Genomic DNA, 18,294 nt, shown 5'->3' with positions numbered 1-18,294 from the left:
TATTGTCTCTATTCATACAAAACTTCTTAAGATATATATTCTAGATTATGATTTATGAAATCCTCCTATTTTGCACATATTACAAATAATAAAAAGATTTTAATTGAAAGGATTCGTAGTGTATAATGCAAATGATATTGATTTCTATCAATACATTATAAGGAGGACTTTTTTATGAGTGTACATATCGAAGCAAAACAAGGTGAAATCGCTGAATCTATTCTATTACCTGGTGATCCATTACGTGCAAAATATATCGCTGAAACATTTCTAGAGGACGTTACTTGCTATAATAATGTGCGTGGTATGTTAGGTTTCACTGGAACTTATAAAGGAAAACGTGTATCTGTTCAAGGTACAGGTATGGGTGTTCCTTCTATTTCTATTTATGTAAACGAATTAATCCAAAGCTACGGAGTTAAAAATTTAATTCGCGTTGGAACTTGCGGTGCAATTCAAAAAGATGTAAAAGTTCGTGATGTTATTATCGCAATGACGGCTTGTACTGATTCTAATATGAACCGTTTAACATTCCCAGGATTTGATTTTGCACCAGCTGCAAACTTTGACCTTTTAAAGAAAGCTTATGATGCTGGAACTGAAAAAGGATTACACGTTCGTGTCGGTAACGTTTTAACAGCAGATGTGTTTTATCGTGAAAGCATGGACATGGTTAAAAAACTTGGAGATTACGGTGTATTAGCAGTAGAAATGGAAACAACTGCTCTTTACACATTAGCAGCGAAATACGGTGTAAATGCATTATCTGTATTAACAGTTAGCGATCACATCTTCACTGGCGAAGAAACAACATCTGAAGAGCGTCAAACTACATTTAACGAAATGATTGAAATCGCTTTAGATGCAGCAATTCAACAATAATACACTAAAGAACTTGTCATACGTCTGGCGAGTTCTTTTTATGTGACTTTTTATAAATAACTACTTTATAAAGAGACAGATTTCTCCCCTCTACTTTCTTGTAACGTTTGTTATAATAAAGTGAAACTTTAATCAGTGGAGGTTTTTTCCATCCCCCACTGATTATTAGTTGAACCAATCGGATTTTACGGGCAATTGATTTCCCACTTAACTCCCTTGTATTCGCCGAATTTTGAAGTGGGAGTCTTATTGCCCGTTAAAGCGGGATAAAGAAATCATTTACAGTATTTCTCATAAGAGGTGACGTAGTGAAAAACAGAAGTATCGTCTTTAAACTATTTTTATTAACATCCACTTTATTTACAATCATATTCCTACTTTTTTTCCTAGGACAATCTCTATTTTTAGAGAAATTTTATATTAATAAGAAAGTAAAAACAGTCCAAACTGCTTTTGAAAAATTCGTAGATAATTATGATAAAAGTGATAAAAGTTATGAGCAGGTTAGAAAACTAAAACAAGAATTTCATGATAAAACAAATGCCGATATGCAGTTTTTGGACTCTAACGGTATTATTAAAAGTGATAACAATTACTATATCGATGTATTTAATCCCAACAATAATAAACAGTATTCCATTCCACTCAATAATCTTTTAACACCAGAAGAATATAATAAATTCGAAAATTTAGGTTTAAAAAAAGATGTAATAATCAATGTTGATGGAGTTGTACAAGAGAATAATATAATCACACCACAAAAATTAGGAACGAATTATAATCAATGGCAGAACGAACATTTCTATTCGGATTTTCAGTCAATTAATGGTAACCCTTCTAAGAACAGACTTGCAAGCCGATACAAATCTACAACTCGAATCGTCTTTACAGGTGTTATAACTAAGTTACAGCTCCCATCCAAAGCTGAGGTTCGTCTTGCAAATGATATTGAAACATTACAAGCCGTTCAATATTTTGCAGATATGATTAGAGAGGGAACTTCTAACTCGAACCAATTAAGTACTTTCATATTAGATGGCGGAGAAAATATAAAAAATAGTATCTTTGTAAAACCGATTATAGAAAATGGAAGGATTACAGAATACGCTTTTGCGATAGCATCTTTGCAGCCTGTTAATGAAGCGATGCTCGTTTTAAAAGATTATTATGTCTATGCCTTAATCATCGTGTTTCTCGTAATTATTTTGTTATCCTTCTACTACTCAAAAATCATTGTTAAGCCATTAATTAAAATAAATCGTGTTACAAAAAAAATGGCTAATTTTGATTTCAGCGAGAAATTACCTGTTACAGCTGACGATGAAATTGGCGGGCTTTCTGGCAGTATCAATACATTATCTGTAAATTTAAAAGATCGAATCGATCGATTAAATGTTGCTAATACAAAGTTACAACAAGATATTGAACGTGAACGTCAATTAGAAAAAACAAGAAAAGAATTCATTTCTGGCGTATCACACGAATTAAAAACACCGCTAAGTGTAATTAGAAGTTTTGCAGAAGGAATTAAAGATGGTGTTAGTAAGGATACTTCGTATTATACTGATGTTATTTTAGAAGAAACAGAAAATATGAACAGGCTGATTGTTGAAATGTTAGAATTAGCAAAGTTGGAATCTGGTACTTACAAACTAGATATGACGACGTTCTCAATCGGTGAATTAACGCAACAAGTCTACACAAAATTATTATTTAGCATGGAAGAAAAACATTTACAAGTGAACATCGATGCAGACCCTTCTATACTTGTTAAAGCAAATCGCAGTCGCATTGAGCAAGTAGTTGTGAACTTACTAAGTAATGCAATCCGTTATACGCCAGAGGGAGAAAAAATACAAGTCTCCATTATAGAAGCAGAAGATACCGTAAAAGTCGAAATCGAGAATACAGGAAACCCTATCCCTGAAGAAAGTCTTGAAAAAATTTGGGATCGCTTCTATCGTCTAGATGCATCACGTAGCCGTCACACTGGAGGTACCGGTCTCGGATTATCTATTGTAAAAAACATTTTAGACCTCCATCATGCCGAGTATGGTGTGTATAATACGACTAACAGTGTTGTATTCTATTTCAATTTACAAAAAGTAAAAGAAGTCAAATAATTTGTCTTAATTTCACTAGGAGTTCACATGAAATTCACACTCTCCCTTTATAGTAAGAAACAAGTTAATCCTTTCCTTTACACATATAAAAGAGGAGAGTGCGTGAAATGAAACAAGCAGGACAACCTATTCAAAATGAAAAACAATTAGAAACTATCAAAAATATACTTTTACAATCTTCGAAACGTGATGGCTTATTATTCGTATTAGCTGTAAATTCTGGCTTAAAAGTAAGTGAAATCTTACAATTAAAAGTTAGTGATGTAATCGATGAAAATGAAAATGTTCGCCATTCCATTTTATTTTACAATGAAAAAGTGAAGAAACATAAATGGTTTGCTGTAAATGAAGACTTACAGCACGCAATCGAAGACTACATGAAAGAACGTAAAACTTGGAAACGTAATGAACCATTGTTAAAATCTCAAAAAGGAACAAAATCTATTACGAGACAACATGCATGGTACATTTTAAACAAAGCCGCAAAAGAAGTTGGATTAGAAGGGATTAGCTCACATACACTTCGAAAAACTTGGGGTTATTGTGCATACAAATCAGGTGTTGATATTGCGTTTTTACAACACTTCTTTGATCACAGTACTCCATCAAAAACTTTAAAGTATATCGGTATTGCTTAATAACTCTTATACATAAAAAAGGTTACCATTTTAAAATTTGGTAACCTTTTTTATATTTCGTATTCTCTTTTCTTGTCTCTCCTATACTGTAGTGGTACTCTAATAATAAGGGGGAGAAATTATGAACACACTTACAATTGAATTACCAAAAGAAACGGCTGAAAAACTTGATTTATTAAAACAAGCTTATGAAAAGAAAACAGGTGCTTCTATCTCTGAGAGCACTCTCGTTCAAACACTTATCTCAAAAGAATTTATCCAAGCGATAACTCCTTTTGATTTACAACAATTCGTCAATGGAAAAGAACAGCATTAATTGCTGTTCTTTTTTTATCTCTATTTAAAATATATAAAGTTTTTTATATATTTTTAGAAAAACCATTGACAATGATAATGATAACCATTATCATTTATTGTGAAGCCAACAATTGATGAATCAACCAAACGCTCAGTAACATTGTTACCCCTCTTTTTCATATAGAAAGGCACTGTACATTCCCCCTGTTTGTACAGTGCCTTTCTTGTTTATTATCATTCAAAAAAATTTAATTGCTCCGGCTTCGGCTCACCATATGTAATGTTCATCATTTTCATAAGCTGTTTCGCATTATCTGCTGCATCCCCACCTGAATTGTTGTTAAACAGTACGTATATATCCTTTGTTTTCTTTTTTAATTGCTCTAGTCGTTCAACCCATTCTTCCAGTTCTTTATTGTTGTAGCGATATAAACAGCGAACCGCTCTCCAATTTTCCCCTTTATCAAGCCAACCATGAACATTTCGACCGTGAAAACGTATTAATGCCATGTCTGAATTCGTAACCTCTAACACGAGTGGCACAGAACCTATCCCAGCCTGTGGTTCATCACAAATTGTATGAATCCATTTCTCCTGTTCTAGAAACTGTAACGTCTTATCTCTCATTTCTGGATAAAACCATGTTTGATTTCGAAATTCTATTGCACATGGTAAACCTTCCATTTTTTCTTTCGTATATCGAAGAAAATCTACATTTTTCTTTTTGCAATCAAACCATGGTGGATATTGAAATAAAATTGTTTTTAATTTATCAGCTTCTATTAAAGGAAGAATAGACTGTTTATACACATCAAACATCTCATCGAACGTAGAAAAAGGAATTTCACCTTTCATATGTCCTGTCATTCCTTGATACGCTTTTACGACAAAAGAAAAATCTTTCGACGTTTCCATTGCCCATTTTATATAATTTCGTGCAGGTTGCATTGCGTAAAATGAACTATCCACTTCCACAATAGGAAAATACTCGCTATATGTTCGTAATTTATTTCTATTTTCATAGGGATTTATGTATAAAGAATCATGATCTCCCCATCCTGTCACTCCAATAAACAGCACATATACCCCTCCCTTTTAACTTCATCTTCAATTCACTTTCCAAACACTTTGCATCATGTAGCCTTTTCTTTAAGAGTATCCTTATAAAAATATGATATACTATATGGAAGAATTTTTAAAATGAGGGGTTATTTATTTATGCTTCCAAACGATGCTACTGTATCTCATGAAAAACGAATTGAAGAACTAGAAAATAAAGTACGTTTTTATGAAGAACTTGTGAATCAATTACCACATCATTTCACATACAAAAATCCACATATTGGTTTACGAATAAAGAAAACTAGAACGACTCATTCCATTCAAGAAATACCAAAAGAGAATAAAGAGGCTCATTTTCAACTTACTTGTGATTCATTATTTTTATTTGAACAACTTGAAAAACACTTTGTACATATTTTTGATGCCTTTTCACATCATGTAACCTTTATCGATAGTAAAGGGAATATTACTTTATGTAATCAAGTTGCTGCAGATGATTTCGGTATAATACGAAATGATATTATCGGAAAACCGATTCAACAATTACTAAACTTGCCGGAAGAAAAAATTAAAGCAATTGAAACATTAAAAACGGGAACAGAAATATATAATGAAGAAGTTTTAGACAAAAACTATGGCATTATAAATAACCGAATTATTCGCGATTATAACGGGGAGATTTTTAGAGTTATTAGTGTCTTTCATTATTTAAATACAGAACGTGATGCAGAGAAGTTTTCGTTAGCAGGGCGAATCGCAGCTGGAATTGCACACGAAGTACGAAATCCCCTTACAACAGTACGAGGATACTTACAATTTTTACAAGAAAGCGTTTCTCCATCAAATAAAGAGTTATTTAAAAACTTGCTTATCCCTGAATTAGATCGTGCAAATAATATTATTACAAAATTTTTAGCCATTTCAAAAACACGGGAATTTACAAGAGAACCGTTTCCCATCAATACATTTTTACGTGACTATATTCAACAGTTACTAGCTAGTGAAGTTTCCTTGCATAATATTTCAATTGATTATAACTTCTCTAATGAATTAGATGATATTTTAGTCAATATTGATCGACATGAACTTGTTCAAGTGTTTTTAAATCTATTTCAAAATGCCGTCGATGCTCAAGGCGACAAACCTCTTTCTATTCAAATTACTAGTTATCGCCTTAATAACTTCATTCGGATTACTTTCACAGATAATGGAATTGGTATTCCTCCAGCTATTCAAGAATATATCTTTGATCCATTCTTCTCAACGAAGGATTCGGGAACAGGACTAGGCTTGTCAGTAACAAAAAAAATCATCCAAAATCATAACGGCACATTAAAAATGACTAGTAATGAAGATGGTACAACTTTCACTATTTCAATTCCAATCTTACCTAAAACAACCCTTGAAAAATTAAATCAATGTAAATAAAGGACTATCCACGAACTACATGCCAATTGTTAAACACTCCCAACAATTAGCATGTAGTTTTTTATGTTGCACTTTTCTTTTTTACATTATATAAACCTTTCTCTATATCTTACTTATTTCTTTCTAGGTGGGCCAATTTCTTATTTTTTTAGAAATGGTAGTTTGTCCATCACGAATTTAGTATAAATTTCATTTTAATATATAGTAATGACTAATGATTCTATGAAAGAAAAGAATGAAAAGATGAACAATAAAAATAAAGGAAAAGTATTTTATGGTAATGATTGTTGCAAATTAAAAGCATGTAGCCATATTAACATCCCTAAGTCAGAACTTACAGAAAGACTTCTTCAAGCTCTTAGTCAAGCTATTCTAGTTCAATATAGATCTGGTTGCCTAGGCGGAGGAACTACGGGGGCTACTGGTGCTCAAGGACCTCAAGGACCTGCGGGCGATACAACTGCGACACTATCTGTCTTCCGAATTTACTAACCACAATTTCCGATAATATTTTGGTAGGACTAAGCACATTTATAATTAATAGATGTGATTTTGATTGTCTATTAAATCTCTCTTTTAATAAAAAGGAGCACTTGTTTGGGAGGATAAGTGCTCCTTCTTTACGTTTCTTTACCTCAAATTTACTCTATCTTAATCCTCATTTTGTATGATAAATAGTGAAGTCAAAGATATGAAAGAGGGATGAAAATGAGAGTTATGTCACTAATACGCATTTGGATTGCTCTTATGGTATGCATTATTTTATGTGTAGGATTTTTTTTAACTCTAAAATATTCCACTATTTCAAAAGCAGATAGAAAAACTGTTCCATACAAAATTTTGTATACGAAACAAAGCAACATCCCTTATTCTAATGCAACAAAAAATGAAAAGAAAGTTATAACGGGAATGCTTATTACGAAAGCTTCTAGTTCCGAAGCATTACTTCAAATTGCTGAAACGATTAAAGATCAGTATACAAATAAAAAAATCGATGAAATTACACTTTCTATCCACAATAAAAATAATGGTAATTACGAAGAAGAATTACCTTACGAACCTATTAGTAAAGGAAAAATAATTGTCACATACGATTCTCAATCCTTTGGCAATACGAACATTATACTTAACGAGTAGTAACTAGTACGGAGAAGGGATAATTTCAATCGTTTAAAATTTCATTTTGTTTTTCATACAAAAAAGAGGCGAATTTCATTATTCGCCTCTTTCTTTTACCAAAATGAAGGAATCCATTCTTTCACTTTATCAATCCACTCTTGTTGCTCTTTTTTTCTTTGTTGTTCCTCTTCTTTCCTTCTCTTCTCTTCTTCTTTTCTTCGTTTTTCCTCTTCTATTGTAGTCAATTGTTTTTTATAATCAGCCTCAGATATGAGCGATAACTGAAATGCTTTTTGAGCTGGATTTGCGTTCGCTTTTTTCATAATATCCCGGAACATTGTCGTCGTAATTTGACTACCACCCGGAACATAATGATCGCTATCTGTTTTATCATATCCTACCCAAATCGCACCTACCAAATCTGGTGTGTATCCAACAAACCATGAATCCTTTGCGCCGGTGCTTGGGCCATTTACAATTTGAGTAGTTCCTGTCTTACCAGCCGTATCAACATTATTAACTTTCGCCTTTTCGCCCGTTCCCTTTTCGACAACGCCTTTTAATAAATATGTCATCTTTTGAGAAATTTTCTCGCTTGTCACTCGTGTCTCTTTCTTATACCACTTTCCAATCGTTTCACCTTCCGCATTTTGTATCTCTCTAATCGCATGAGCTTCCACTTGAACACCATCATTTGCAAATGTACTATACGCTTGAGCCATTACAAATGGGGATGTTCCTACATGCATACCGCCTAAAGCGATTGGATACGTACGATCTTCTGGCGCTAATGGAATACCAAATCGCTCTAAAGATTTCAACCCTTTATCTAATCCAATCTGTTCCAATAGCCAAACAGCCGAAACATTGTACGACTTTGCCACAGCTTCATACATTGTCACATCACCGTGAAAAGTATGATCGCTATTTTGTGGTTTATATTCTTTAATATTAAATGGTTCATCTTTCAATATATCGTATACTTCATACCCTTGCTCTAACGCGGGTACATATACAGCTAAAGGCTTTAACGTTGAGCCAGGTTGTCTTTTTAATTGGGTTGCATGATTAAACTGTAAAAACTGGTACGGTCCTCTCCCTCCAACTAAAGCTGGTACACCACCTGTTTTTGGATTCATAAGAACTACACCCGTTTGCATCAGTTGGTCTGAGCCATTATCTTTGAAATAACTATCATTATTCACAACGTCTTCTACAGCCTGTTGTTTTTTCGGGTCAAGCTCTGTATAAATACGATAACCACCCGCTAAAATTTCATTTTGTGTCAATTCGTACTTGTCCATTGCTTCTCTAACAATATAGTCTACATATTGAGAATATTTTCCCTTGTATTTATCATCCACACCACGTTTTAATAAAAGACCGCTCTCTTTTTCTTTATTATACTGTTCGTCAGAAATATACCCTTGCTCTTTCATTAAGCTTAATACGACATTACGTCTTTCAATTGACTTGTTAAAGTTTTTATAAGGTGAATATGCAGATGGTGCTTTAATCAAGCCTGCAATCGTTGCAGCTTCTGAAATTGATAAATCTTTTACATCTTTATCAAAATAAGATTTTGCTGCCCTTTTTATACCCCAAGCACCTTCCCCAAAATAAATTTGATTCATATACATTTCAACAATTTCATCTTTTGTATAAGTACGTTCTATTTTTTTTGTTAAAAAGTATTCCTTTATTTTACGAGAAAATGTACGATCTTGTGTCAGAAATACATTCTTCGCAAGCTGCTGTGTAATTGTACTTCCCCCAGCTACAACTTCTCCTGCTGTAATATTTTTAAAAACCGCACTTATAATTCCACTATAATAAATACCATGATGGTTAAAAAATTCCTTATCTTCTACTGCAACAATTGCCTGAACCATAATATCAGGAATATCTTTTCTTTTAACGCCTTCTGTTTTCGAAGAAGCTAATTTAGTTGCGACCTCATTATTTGCATCATAAATTAAAGTCGGTTGTGGAACAGCTTGTTTTAGTTCAGATATGTCTTGAATGGAAATTATTATATTTACAGCAATAAATAGAGTAACGAATACACTTCCCAATACAATTAATGAATTACGAAGTTTCTTCCTCTTATTGAACCACTCAAGCATTTTTTTTAAATGAGTGTTCTTCAATTTCATTCGTTCACTTCCTTCATTTATTTACACTCTTCTTTTTAAAAGGAAGAATATACCGCCTTTTAAATTTATTATAATAACGTAGTCATTCCTATAGTGTAAAGCTTTTCTTTTACATTCATACTTTTTGCAAGAAAAGGACATTCTACAAGTAAGATATTCACTATTGGATATTAATATTATTAATAGAACAACGAGAGTTATGTTAAGTTTTTGTAAACTTTTCGATAAAATGTTTTAAAAAACGACAGTTTTTTGTTAGAATTGATTAGCCAATATATTTTACATATATTACTTTTGTGGGGGTAACAATAATGGTCTTTAAATCAAAAAAAGATAAATTTTCTGAAATGTTAATGAATGTTTCCGAAAATTTAAAAGAAGGCGCGCAGTTTTTCGTGGAGTATAAAATTAAAAATGCTAGCGATTTAAAAGAGTTTTCTATGCGCATGAAAGAGTATGAGTCAAAAGGTGACTCATTTATTCACGAAATCATTATGGAGTTAAACAAAGCGTTTATCACTCCGATTGAGCGTGAGGACATCCTACAACTTGCAATGAGTATGGATGATGTATTAGACGGATTAGATCACAGTGCTGGTCTGTTCGAAATGTATTCTATTACAGAAGCTGATGAATACATGATTAAATTCGTAGAAGCAATTAATCAATGTGCGATTGAGATTGCAAACTCTGTTGAATTAATGTCTAACAAAAAATTAGTCGACATTCGTACAAATGCGATTAAGATTAAGGATTATGAATCACAGTGTGATGATATTCGCCGTCATGCGATTAAGCACTTATTCTCTCGTGAAAAAGATCCGATTAAGATTATTCAATTTAAAGAGATTTACGAAGAGCTTGAAGAAGTAGCTGATAGCTGTCAAAGCGTTGCAAACGTATTAGAAACAATTATTATGAAGAACGCGTAAGGAGTTTGATCATGGATACACTCTTGATACTGACCGTTTTAGTAGTCATTTGCGCTTTAGCTTTTGACTTTATCAATGGATTTCACGATACAGCAAACGCTATTGCAACGGCTGTTTCAACGAAAGCTCTAAAGCCTAGACATGCCATTATTATGGCGGCTATTATGAACTTTTTAGGCGCAATGACATTTACAGGTGTAGCAAAAACGATTACAAAAGATATCGTTGATCCATTCGCCTTACAAAATGGTTCTCTTGTAATTTTAGCTGCTTTGCTTGCGGCAATAGCTTGGAACTTAATTACTTGGTACTACGGTATTCCAAGTAGTTCTTCGCATGCAATTATCGGCGCAATCGCAGGTGCTGCAATTGCGGCCGCTGGGATTAGCTCGCTAAATCTTAAAGGATTCATTAAAATTATTGAAGCTTTAATCATTTCACCGATTATCGCTTTTGTTATTGGTTATATCGTATACAGTATTTTTAAAGTAGTATTTAAAAACTTTAACTTAACGAAAACGAATAAGAACTTCCGTATATTCCAGATTTTCACTGCAGCATTACAAGCCTACACACACGGTACGAATGATGCACAAAAAGCAATGGGGATCATTACGATGGCACTTATGGCTAATAACTATCATACTTCTAGCGATATCCCGTTCTGGGTACAATTATCTTGTGCTGTCGCAATGGGGCTTGGTACTTCTGTCGGTGGATGGAAAATTATTAAAACTGTCGGTGGACAAATTATGAAAATTCGTCCTGTAAATGGTGTAGCTGCCGATTTATCATCATCACTTGTTATTTTCGGTGCAACATTCATTCACTTACCGGTTAGTACGACGCACGTTATCTCTTCTTCTATTTTAGGGGTTGGTGCTTCTCACCGTGTGAAAGGGGTAAAATGGGGAACTGCAAAACGTATGTTAATTACATGGGTTATTACACTTCCTATTTCAGCTTCTTTAGCTGCTCTGTTTTACTACCTATTACATTTTGTTTTCTAATCAAAAGTCGTCTTCCTTATTTTTCTAGGAAGACGACTTTTTTGTGAACAAGCCTATTTCTCATTAAAAAGCGTGTATAATAATTGGTGGATAAGTTATTTAGAGGAGTTGGCAATTTTGGAATACATCATGTTACTTTTCATCGGACTAATCGCCGGAACAGTCGGCAGCCTAGTTGGGCTTGGAGGCGGAATTATTATTGTTCCGTTATTAATTGGATTACACAGTTTATCACCACAACTTGCAGTAGGGACTTCCATGGTAACAGTCGTTTTCACAGGACTATCTTCCACCCTTACTTACATGAAGCATAAGCGAGTAGATTATAAAAGTGGACTTATTTTATTTATCGGAAGCGGCCCTGGTGGTATTATCGGATCATGGGCAAATAAATTTTTAAACCAAGACACATTTTCTTTATACTTTGGGATTTTCCTTATATTCGTCTCAATTCTACTTATGCTTCGAGACAAATTAAAACCTCTTTCCCTCTCAAATACGTCTGTAATTAAGCGTTCTTTTACAGATAATGATGGAAATACTGTACACTACCAATTCCCACCGTTTCTTGCTATCTTTATCGCCTTTATAGTTGGGTTTATATCTGGATTATTTGGAATTGGTGGCGGTGCCTTACTTGTTCCAGCAATGATGCTTCTTTTTGCATTCCCAGCACATATTGCAGTAGCAACTTCAATGTTCATCGTATTTCTATCAGCAATTGTAAGTTCTGCAACTCACATCTCACTTGAAAATGTCAGCTGGATTTATGCATTAATCCTGATTCCGGGTGCATGGATTGGCGGAAAAATCGGGGCTTACATTAATACAAAACTAAGTGGTAACGCCGTAATTAATTTATTACGTATTACGTTGATTATTCTTGGAACTAGATTAATCATTATTTCCCTTTTATAACGTATTCTTTTTAGAATGCGTTTTTCTTATACACATGAATATAAAAATCCTCCGAGGAGAACAAATAAAATTAAACAAACACATAATAACATATAATTTGAAATATGTACTTTCTTCAAGTTGACCACTCCTATAACTGCGACTGTTATCTTTATGATAGCGAAAAAATAGTTCACTTGCAGTTACAGAGTGCTAACAATGCAAAATCAATTATTACAAATTTTATCCTTATATTTCATTTCTTTGTATATTCTATCGATTTAATAAAAAAAGATGTCATATTGACATCTTTTTTAATGAAGAAGTGACCACCCCATGAAGTCTTCATGTACTTGGCACGCCCTCTTATCGTTTCGATCATATAATTCAGCATAGCTATCTGTTTCTTCATCATAAGCCATCGTATAAATAATTTGGCCGTCTACTTCAACGGATAAAACGACTCCACCTTTCATCTCTTCTACATGAATGATAGCATTCGCCGGAATTCTCATATCCGTCATTCTCATCGCATCTAACAATATACTAAACCCCCTACAGCGTATTCATTGCTAGTACTATTACACACTAAATAGTATACTACTGTAATAGCATACATTTCGTCAATGAAATTGCTGTTGAAATAGCATATTGTCTATATACATATACGCTAAAATAGAAGAAATAGAAACATATTAATGGGGGGCTAACATTGATTCTACACAAAGGAGATGTACTATTCCGTCAAGGCGAGGACGGTCCTTTATACTTTATAAAAACAGGCTTATTAAAAGTAGTTCGGCTAGAAGAAGACGGAACACCATTTTTATTCAACATTATCGTTCCAGGTGAAACGATACCTCATCATTCTTTAATTTCACCGAAAGAATATCACGGTACAGCTATCGCTTTAATAAAAACAGAAGTGGAACCGATCACTAGTAGTGAATGGTACGAGAGACTTCAAGCAAATCCCGAATCGTATGCTAACATCGCTATGCAATTGCAATCTAAATTAAGAATGATGCAACAACGAATTGATCAATTGACAACCGTCTCTCCGAAAGAACGTCTTCATCGTTTACAAGAATGGTTCACCCTATATTTAGGTGACATTCCTATATATGAAATATTAACACAAACCGAAATTGGTCAACTGATAGGTATACGCCGTGAAACAGTAAACCGTTTATTACGAGAACAAATAAAAAACGAGGTAAAATAAATACCTCGTTTTTTTGCTTATTGTAAGCTTGTTGCTGGGCCGAAAAATTCATAATGAATATGCTCTTGTTTCACACCTAAATCAGTTAGTGCAGCATTTATATGCTTCATAAATGCTACTGGACCACAGAAATAAAACTCTGCTTCAGTTGTCGGAATAATAGTTTTTAACCATTCACTTTCAATGAAACCTTCTTTATCAAAGTTCTTCATTTCTAAATCTTTTTCAGTCGGTGCAGAATAACAAGTATATGCTTTAACTTGTTCATATTCATTTTCTACTGCCTTAACGTCTTCTTTCATTGCATGTGTATTACTATTTATTGCTGCATGAACAAAATATACATTACGTTTTGAATCTTGCTCAATTAACGTATTTAACATACTCATCATCGGTGTAATCCCTACTCCACCACTAATTAGTACAACTGGTAATGTTGAATCCATATTTAACACGAAATCTCCCGCTGGTGCACTTACTGGTAAAACATCTCCTTCTTTTACATGTTCATGTAAGTAATTAGACACTTTACCGTCTGGTGTATCTACACCTTTTTCTTTTTTTACACTAATACGATAATATTCTTTCCCAGGAGCATCGGATAAACTATATTGACGATTATGTGTATATGTCTCACCTTCAATATTGATTTGAACCGTTACATATTGACCTGGGATGAATGAAGAAACTTTCCCTCCATCTTCAGGTTTCAAATAAAATGACGTAATAACATCGCTTTCCTTCACTTTTTTAACAATCACAAAGTTGCGGAAGTCTTTCCATCCACCTTCTTTATGTGCAGCTTCTTCATACATCTCTGCTTCAATGCTAATGAATGCATCAGCAATGACACCATATGCTTCTCCCCATGCATTTAAAACTTCATCAGGTGCACCTGCGACCTCTTTAATGGCACGTAGTAAACATGTACCTACAATCGGGTAATGCTCTGCTTTAATACCTAAACTTCTATGCTTATGACCAATTTGTTTTACAACTGGAATAATAGCTTCTAAATTATCAATGTACGTTGCAGCTGCATAAACAGCATTCGCTAACGCTTGTTGTTGTCTTCCCTTTTTCTGATTTGTATGGTTGAAAATATTCAATAACTCCGGATGTTCCGAAAATAAAATTTCGTAAAATCTCGTTGTAATTTCAACGCCTTTTTCTTGTAATAATGGTACTGTTGACTTTACGATTTCAATTGTTTTTGCACTTAACATTGTATCCCACTCCTCTATTTCCTTAACTGTTTTTAGTTTAACTGAATCTTATAATGCAGATTGTGATTTTAATCACTATTAACACGGTGTTTTTGTGAATAATATATGAACATTGTATTTACAAAAGAAAATAAGCTAACTAGAATTCTAGCTAGCTTATTATTTTGTTTGTATAGCTTGTTCAATTACTTTTATATCTTTCCCATCGCCAAACTCCGTATATCCCCAGATATTCGTTTCACCTCTATATTTATTTACGATAATATCCAAGTCATGATATACACGGTGGGCATACACTACATACTCAATATTTTGAAGTTCCACACCTTTTTTTACAATTTCATAGCTTCTATTTACATCGCGTTTTATTTTTTCATTCTTTATTTCCATGTGTATATTTTTTAAAGATTGTTCTTGCTGTTGAAACCATTGCTTAAATTGATTCCAATCCCCGTCTGTATAATTCTCTGCTTTACCGTAATTTAAGAAATTATTATAGCTTTCATGTGTCATTCGAATAAAATTTAGCACTTTTGTCTCTTCTTGCACATCTTCTATTTGAGCTATTGTATTTACCTCAGCAGGCTTATTCGCATAATGTAACAGCACTTTCATAAGACTATAGCTTGCAATGATCATCACGATAATAATCCCGAATACACTTAACAATTTCTTCATATACAGAACTCCTTCTCTACTAAAAATATTACAATGTATGACTATACTTGTAACTTTCTCTCGTAGAAATATAATTCCTGTATAAATTCTTCCTATCATTTCGACAATATTTTTCTATACATTTCTCGTTGGCAAATGTTCTTGTAAAACAATATATCCTTCATAAGCTGTGTAACCGAGTATAGCCATTAATCCGATATAACAAGCAAATACTGTCCATTTCGTTTTCGCATCCACTTTATAATAGTTTTCTTGTTGTTCCTTTTCTGTTTTCCATTCATTTAATTTTCTTTCTGACGCTTCAAATGCTTCCCTTATGTGAATTGTATACTCATCTTTTTCATCTTCATATGGAACATAATCTAACGGTTCGAACTTCGGTAAAAGATACTCTAACACTTCCATTTTTTGAAGTTCACCTATTTGTAACTCTTTTTCCCGTTCTCTTTGTCTTAATGCATTCATCTCATGATGCATCACGTATATAGTCCGATGTACAGCACCCGTTTCTTTTAATTCCTCTTCAAGCCTAGTAACATATTCTTTCATCCCATCAATTTTATGCCCTAATTCCTTAATCGGCTCATCTCTCTTTATTACTCTATATAACTCCATACAACCGATAATAACAATAAATCCTCCCAAAATACTTTTAAAGTAAATTGAATAGCCAAGTAATAAAATAAGGCCTGCTCCCCAAATTTTAGTACTGACAACTGAAATAATTCGCCCACCATCTAGCGGCGAAACGGGAATTAAATTAAAGAAATTAATCATACTTCCAAGCAAAATAACAAGCGCCCAAAATGGCTCTTTCGTCATTATATAAAGCGGTATCGCTGGTAAAAATGACAGAAGTCCGAAAAACGGACCCATATAGGCAATGTAAGCTTCATCTTTCGCATTTTTCGGCATCTCTTTCATTCCAATAAGGGCCCCCATAAATGGAATAAAGATTGCTGGCGATGTTGGGATCCCCTTTCTTTTCGCAGCCCATAAATGGCCCATTTCATGAACAAACAACAAATAAATGAGCGCCACTCCAAATTTCCAACCATATAGAACTGCGTATGCGCCAAGCGATAGAAACATACTAAATACCGTTGAAAACTTTGCTAATTTAAAAATTGCAAATACCCACTTTAACTTAGACAGTAAAAATAGACCTATCGCAACAATAATTCCCCATAATCCTTTTTTATTATTTTTCATATTCCTCTCCTTTATCTCTCATTAATGAATCATATCATTCATCAAAGCTTGTTCTTTTCTCTATTATGACATATTTTTTTCTATTGTTAGAAATAATGTTTATATAATCCATTTTCAGCCAAAAATATAAATAAAAGGAGGTGTACACAAATGAATTTACAATCTCTTATAATAGGTGCTCTATCGTTTTTAGCTTCAACTCTTATTTTTTATACCGTTAGTTACGTATTATTATTAGATTTGTTGCCCAATCACGTATTTATTGCCCTTGTCATCCTTTCCGCTCTTATGATTTCTTTTCTTATTACACGAAAATCAATGAATGAGCCATCTACAAAAGCAAAGTAATAGAGAGGGGTGCTTTCCCCTCTCTATTATCATTTCCTAGGAAAGGTCATATAGATTTGACGAGTTTACATTCATTCCAATCCGTAAGGGCTAATTAAAGTCTCACTTTATCTTTGAAAATTCATTTTTTCACCATAATCTTTAACAATCTGAATTATATTTTGAAACACACCTATTTTTTCTTTTTCACTGTTTAATATTTTCAAATCATAATTTTCGTAATATGTTTCTAATGATTTTAATTGTGATTCTGAAGCGCTTTTTATCGGAACAGTAGCATGTAATTCATATTGCTTATACCCTTCCTTTACTTTTTCACCTAAAATCATTTCACTCTCTTTTGCTCCAATTAATTTTTGAACTTTTTCTGGAAAATTGAGTTGCAAATAATATTCTTGCTCCTTCACTAACTTATTGTATAGTGATTGTGAAATCGTATACCGTACCGTATAATTCACGTTTTGATCGCCTGTTTTAATATGAAACGCGGTAATCTGCAAATCTTTTTTTGTTACTTCCGTTAAAGGGCTTACCTGCATCTCATCTTCTTTTTGTTCTGAGACATTTGGAAATATATCCAAAAGCTTTTCCGTATCTTTTTCATTCAACATATACATAGCTTTCTTATATTGCACCCATCCTCGTCTATCTTCTCCCCTTAACCATGCATAATAAGTTTCTTTTTTCCCATCTCTACTAATTTGTATTTCATATTCAGGTTCACCGAAGCTTCCTGTTATTTCTTGTTTCTCAGCTTTATTCAAAATGTCTATTACTAACTTCGCTTCTGATTCCTGCAACTTTTTCTCTTTATGTTTTTTTTGTATAACGGTTACCCCTATTGTTTCTTTCACTTCATTCACCGTCTCTTCTACTTTTTTTGTTTCTTTTTTCGGCTCAACTTGACCACAAGCTGCTAGTAACATAACAAACAACAACACCAATACATATTTCCCTTTCAAATTAATCCTCCTCTTACGATAAGAAATCCTTATAATCTTCATACACAAAACAAAAACGTGACATCCTATTAAATACGCTATACTAATCATTGAAAGGAG

General features: G+C 33.3%; 19 protein-coding genes. 12 read left to right on the top strand and 7 right to left on the bottom strand.

The window, feature by feature from the left end; all coding sequences use genetic code 11:
* The first annotated feature begins 174 nt into the window (after positions 1-174).
* The 4 genes from deoD to NST27_RS07335 all read left to right on the top strand — a co-directional run bounded on the left by deoD (position 175) and on the right by NST27_RS07335 (position 3,959).
* Complete coding sequence (gene deoD / locus NST27_RS07350) at positions 175-882, top strand: purine-nucleoside phosphorylase (protein WP_000110707.1); 708 nt, start codon at positions 175-177, stop codon at positions 880-882.
* A 308-nt stretch (positions 883-1,190) separates the two neighbouring features.
* Positions 1,191-3,005, top strand: a complete 1,815-nt coding sequence (locus NST27_RS07345; protein WP_000797516.1) for a sensor histidine kinase — start codon at positions 1,191-1,193, stop codon at positions 3,003-3,005.
* Between the two features lie 107 nt (positions 3,006-3,112).
* Positions 3,113-3,643, top strand: coding sequence for a tyrosine-type recombinase/integrase (locus tag NST27_RS07340; protein WP_000806236.1), 531 nt, complete (start codon positions 3,113-3,115; stop codon positions 3,641-3,643).
* 121 nt (positions 3,644-3,764) lie between these two features.
* Positions 3,765-3,959 carry a DUF3924 domain-containing protein gene (locus NST27_RS07335; protein WP_001094860.1) on the top strand — a complete coding sequence of 65 codons (195 nt, stop codon included), beginning with the start codon at positions 3,765-3,767 and terminating at the stop codon, positions 3,957-3,959.
* A 215-nt stretch (positions 3,960-4,174) separates the two neighbouring features.
* Here the strand turns inward: NST27_RS07335 and NST27_RS07330 are convergent, their stop codons facing one another.
* Complete coding sequence (locus NST27_RS07330) at positions 4,175-5,020, bottom strand: DUF72 domain-containing protein (protein WP_000897357.1); 846 nt, start codon at positions 5,018-5,020, stop codon at positions 4,175-4,177.
* 138 nt (positions 5,021-5,158) lie between these two features.
* Here NST27_RS07330 and NST27_RS07325 point away from each other — a divergent pair, with 138 nt between their 5' ends.
* The 3 genes from NST27_RS07325 (at position 5,159) to NST27_RS07315 (ending at position 7,567) form a co-directional block, all read left to right on the top strand.
* Positions 5,159-6,430 carry an ATP-binding protein gene (locus NST27_RS07325; protein WP_000937238.1) on the top strand — a complete coding sequence of 424 codons (1,272 nt, stop codon included), beginning with the start codon at positions 5,159-5,161 and terminating at the stop codon, positions 6,428-6,430.
* 222 nt (positions 6,431-6,652) lie between these two features.
* Positions 6,653-6,922 carry a hypothetical protein gene (locus NST27_RS07320; protein ID WP_001986278.1) on the top strand — a complete coding sequence of 90 codons (270 nt, stop codon included), beginning with the start codon at positions 6,653-6,655 and terminating at the stop codon, positions 6,920-6,922.
* Positions 6,923-7,138: 216 nt separating this feature from the next.
* The gene (locus NST27_RS07315; protein WP_001265578.1) at positions 7,139-7,567 is read left to right on the top strand and encodes a hypothetical protein; all 429 of its coding nucleotides are present in this window, start codon (positions 7,139-7,141) and stop codon (positions 7,565-7,567) included.
* Between the two features lie 95 nt (positions 7,568-7,662).
* Here the strand turns inward: NST27_RS07315 and NST27_RS07310 are convergent, their stop codons facing one another.
* Positions 7,663-9,705, bottom strand: a complete 2,043-nt coding sequence (locus tag NST27_RS07310; RefSeq protein ID WP_000769262.1) for a transglycosylase domain-containing protein — start codon at positions 9,703-9,705, stop codon at positions 7,663-7,665.
* 311 nt (positions 9,706-10,016) lie between these two features.
* Between NST27_RS07310 and NST27_RS07305 the strand changes: the two genes are divergently transcribed.
* The 3 genes from NST27_RS07305 (at position 10,017) to NST27_RS07295 (ending at position 12,565) form a co-directional block, all read left to right on the top strand.
* Complete coding sequence (locus NST27_RS07305; RefSeq protein ID WP_000231447.1) at positions 10,017-10,637, top strand: DUF47 domain-containing protein; 621 nt, start codon at positions 10,017-10,019, stop codon at positions 10,635-10,637.
* A gap of 11 nt (positions 10,638-10,648) precedes the next feature.
* Complete coding sequence (locus tag NST27_RS07300; RefSeq protein WP_000380270.1) at positions 10,649-11,647, top strand: inorganic phosphate transporter; 999 nt, start codon at positions 10,649-10,651, stop codon at positions 11,645-11,647.
* A gap of 117 nt (positions 11,648-11,764) precedes the next feature.
* The gene (locus NST27_RS07295; RefSeq protein ID WP_047385798.1) at positions 11,765-12,565 is read left to right on the top strand and encodes a sulfite exporter TauE/SafE family protein; all 801 of its coding nucleotides are present in this window, start codon (positions 11,765-11,767) and stop codon (positions 12,563-12,565) included.
* 293 nt (positions 12,566-12,858) lie between these two features.
* Here the strand turns inward: NST27_RS07295 and NST27_RS07290 are convergent, their stop codons facing one another.
* Positions 12,859-13,086, bottom strand: a complete 228-nt coding sequence (locus NST27_RS07290) for a hypothetical protein (protein WP_000883009.1) — start codon at positions 13,084-13,086, stop codon at positions 12,859-12,861.
* 170 nt (positions 13,087-13,256) lie between these two features.
* Here NST27_RS07290 and NST27_RS07285 point away from each other — a divergent pair, with 170 nt between their 5' ends.
* Positions 13,257-13,769, top strand: coding sequence for a Crp/Fnr family transcriptional regulator (locus tag NST27_RS07285; RefSeq protein WP_000600585.1), 513 nt, complete (start codon positions 13,257-13,259; stop codon positions 13,767-13,769).
* Positions 13,770-13,786: 17 nt separating this feature from the next.
* On the opposite strand, the gene hmpA is transcribed toward NST27_RS07285, so the two are convergent.
* The 3 genes from hmpA to NST27_RS07270 all read right to left on the bottom strand — a co-directional run bounded on the left by hmpA (position 13,787) and on the right by NST27_RS07270 (position 16,885).
* Positions 13,787-14,995 (bottom strand): NO-inducible flavohemoprotein, encoded by a 1,209-nt coding sequence (hmpA, locus tag NST27_RS07280; protein WP_000947320.1) that lies wholly within the window; start codon positions 14,993-14,995, stop codon positions 13,787-13,789.
* Positions 14,996-15,154: 159 nt separating this feature from the next.
* Positions 15,155-15,673, bottom strand: a complete 519-nt coding sequence (locus NST27_RS07275) for a hypothetical protein (protein ID WP_000735525.1) — start codon at positions 15,671-15,673, stop codon at positions 15,155-15,157.
* 114 nt (positions 15,674-15,787) lie between these two features.
* Positions 15,788-16,885 carry a site-2 protease family protein gene (locus tag NST27_RS07270; protein ID WP_000794488.1) on the bottom strand — a complete coding sequence of 366 codons (1,098 nt, stop codon included), beginning with the start codon at positions 16,883-16,885 and terminating at the stop codon, positions 15,788-15,790.
* A gap of 150 nt (positions 16,886-17,035) precedes the next feature.
* On the opposite strand from NST27_RS07270, the gene NST27_RS07265 reads away from it, so the two are divergent.
* Positions 17,036-17,233 (top strand): hypothetical protein, encoded by a 198-nt coding sequence (locus tag NST27_RS07265; protein ID WP_001053357.1) that lies wholly within the window; start codon positions 17,036-17,038, stop codon positions 17,231-17,233.
* A gap of 107 nt (positions 17,234-17,340) precedes the next feature.
* Here the strand turns inward: NST27_RS07265 and NST27_RS07260 are convergent, their stop codons facing one another.
* Positions 17,341-18,195, bottom strand: a complete 855-nt coding sequence (locus NST27_RS07260; RefSeq protein ID WP_000677063.1) for a hypothetical protein — start codon at positions 18,193-18,195, stop codon at positions 17,341-17,343.
* Positions 18,196-18,294 lie beyond the last annotated feature (99 nt).

Origin of the sequence: Bacillus sp. FSL W8-0770 (assembly GCF_038008705.1) — a bacterium.
GTDB lineage: Bacteria > Bacillota > Bacilli > Bacillales > Bacillaceae_G > Bacillus_A > Bacillus_A cereus.
This window is presented reverse-complemented; position numbering and strand designations above follow the sequence as displayed.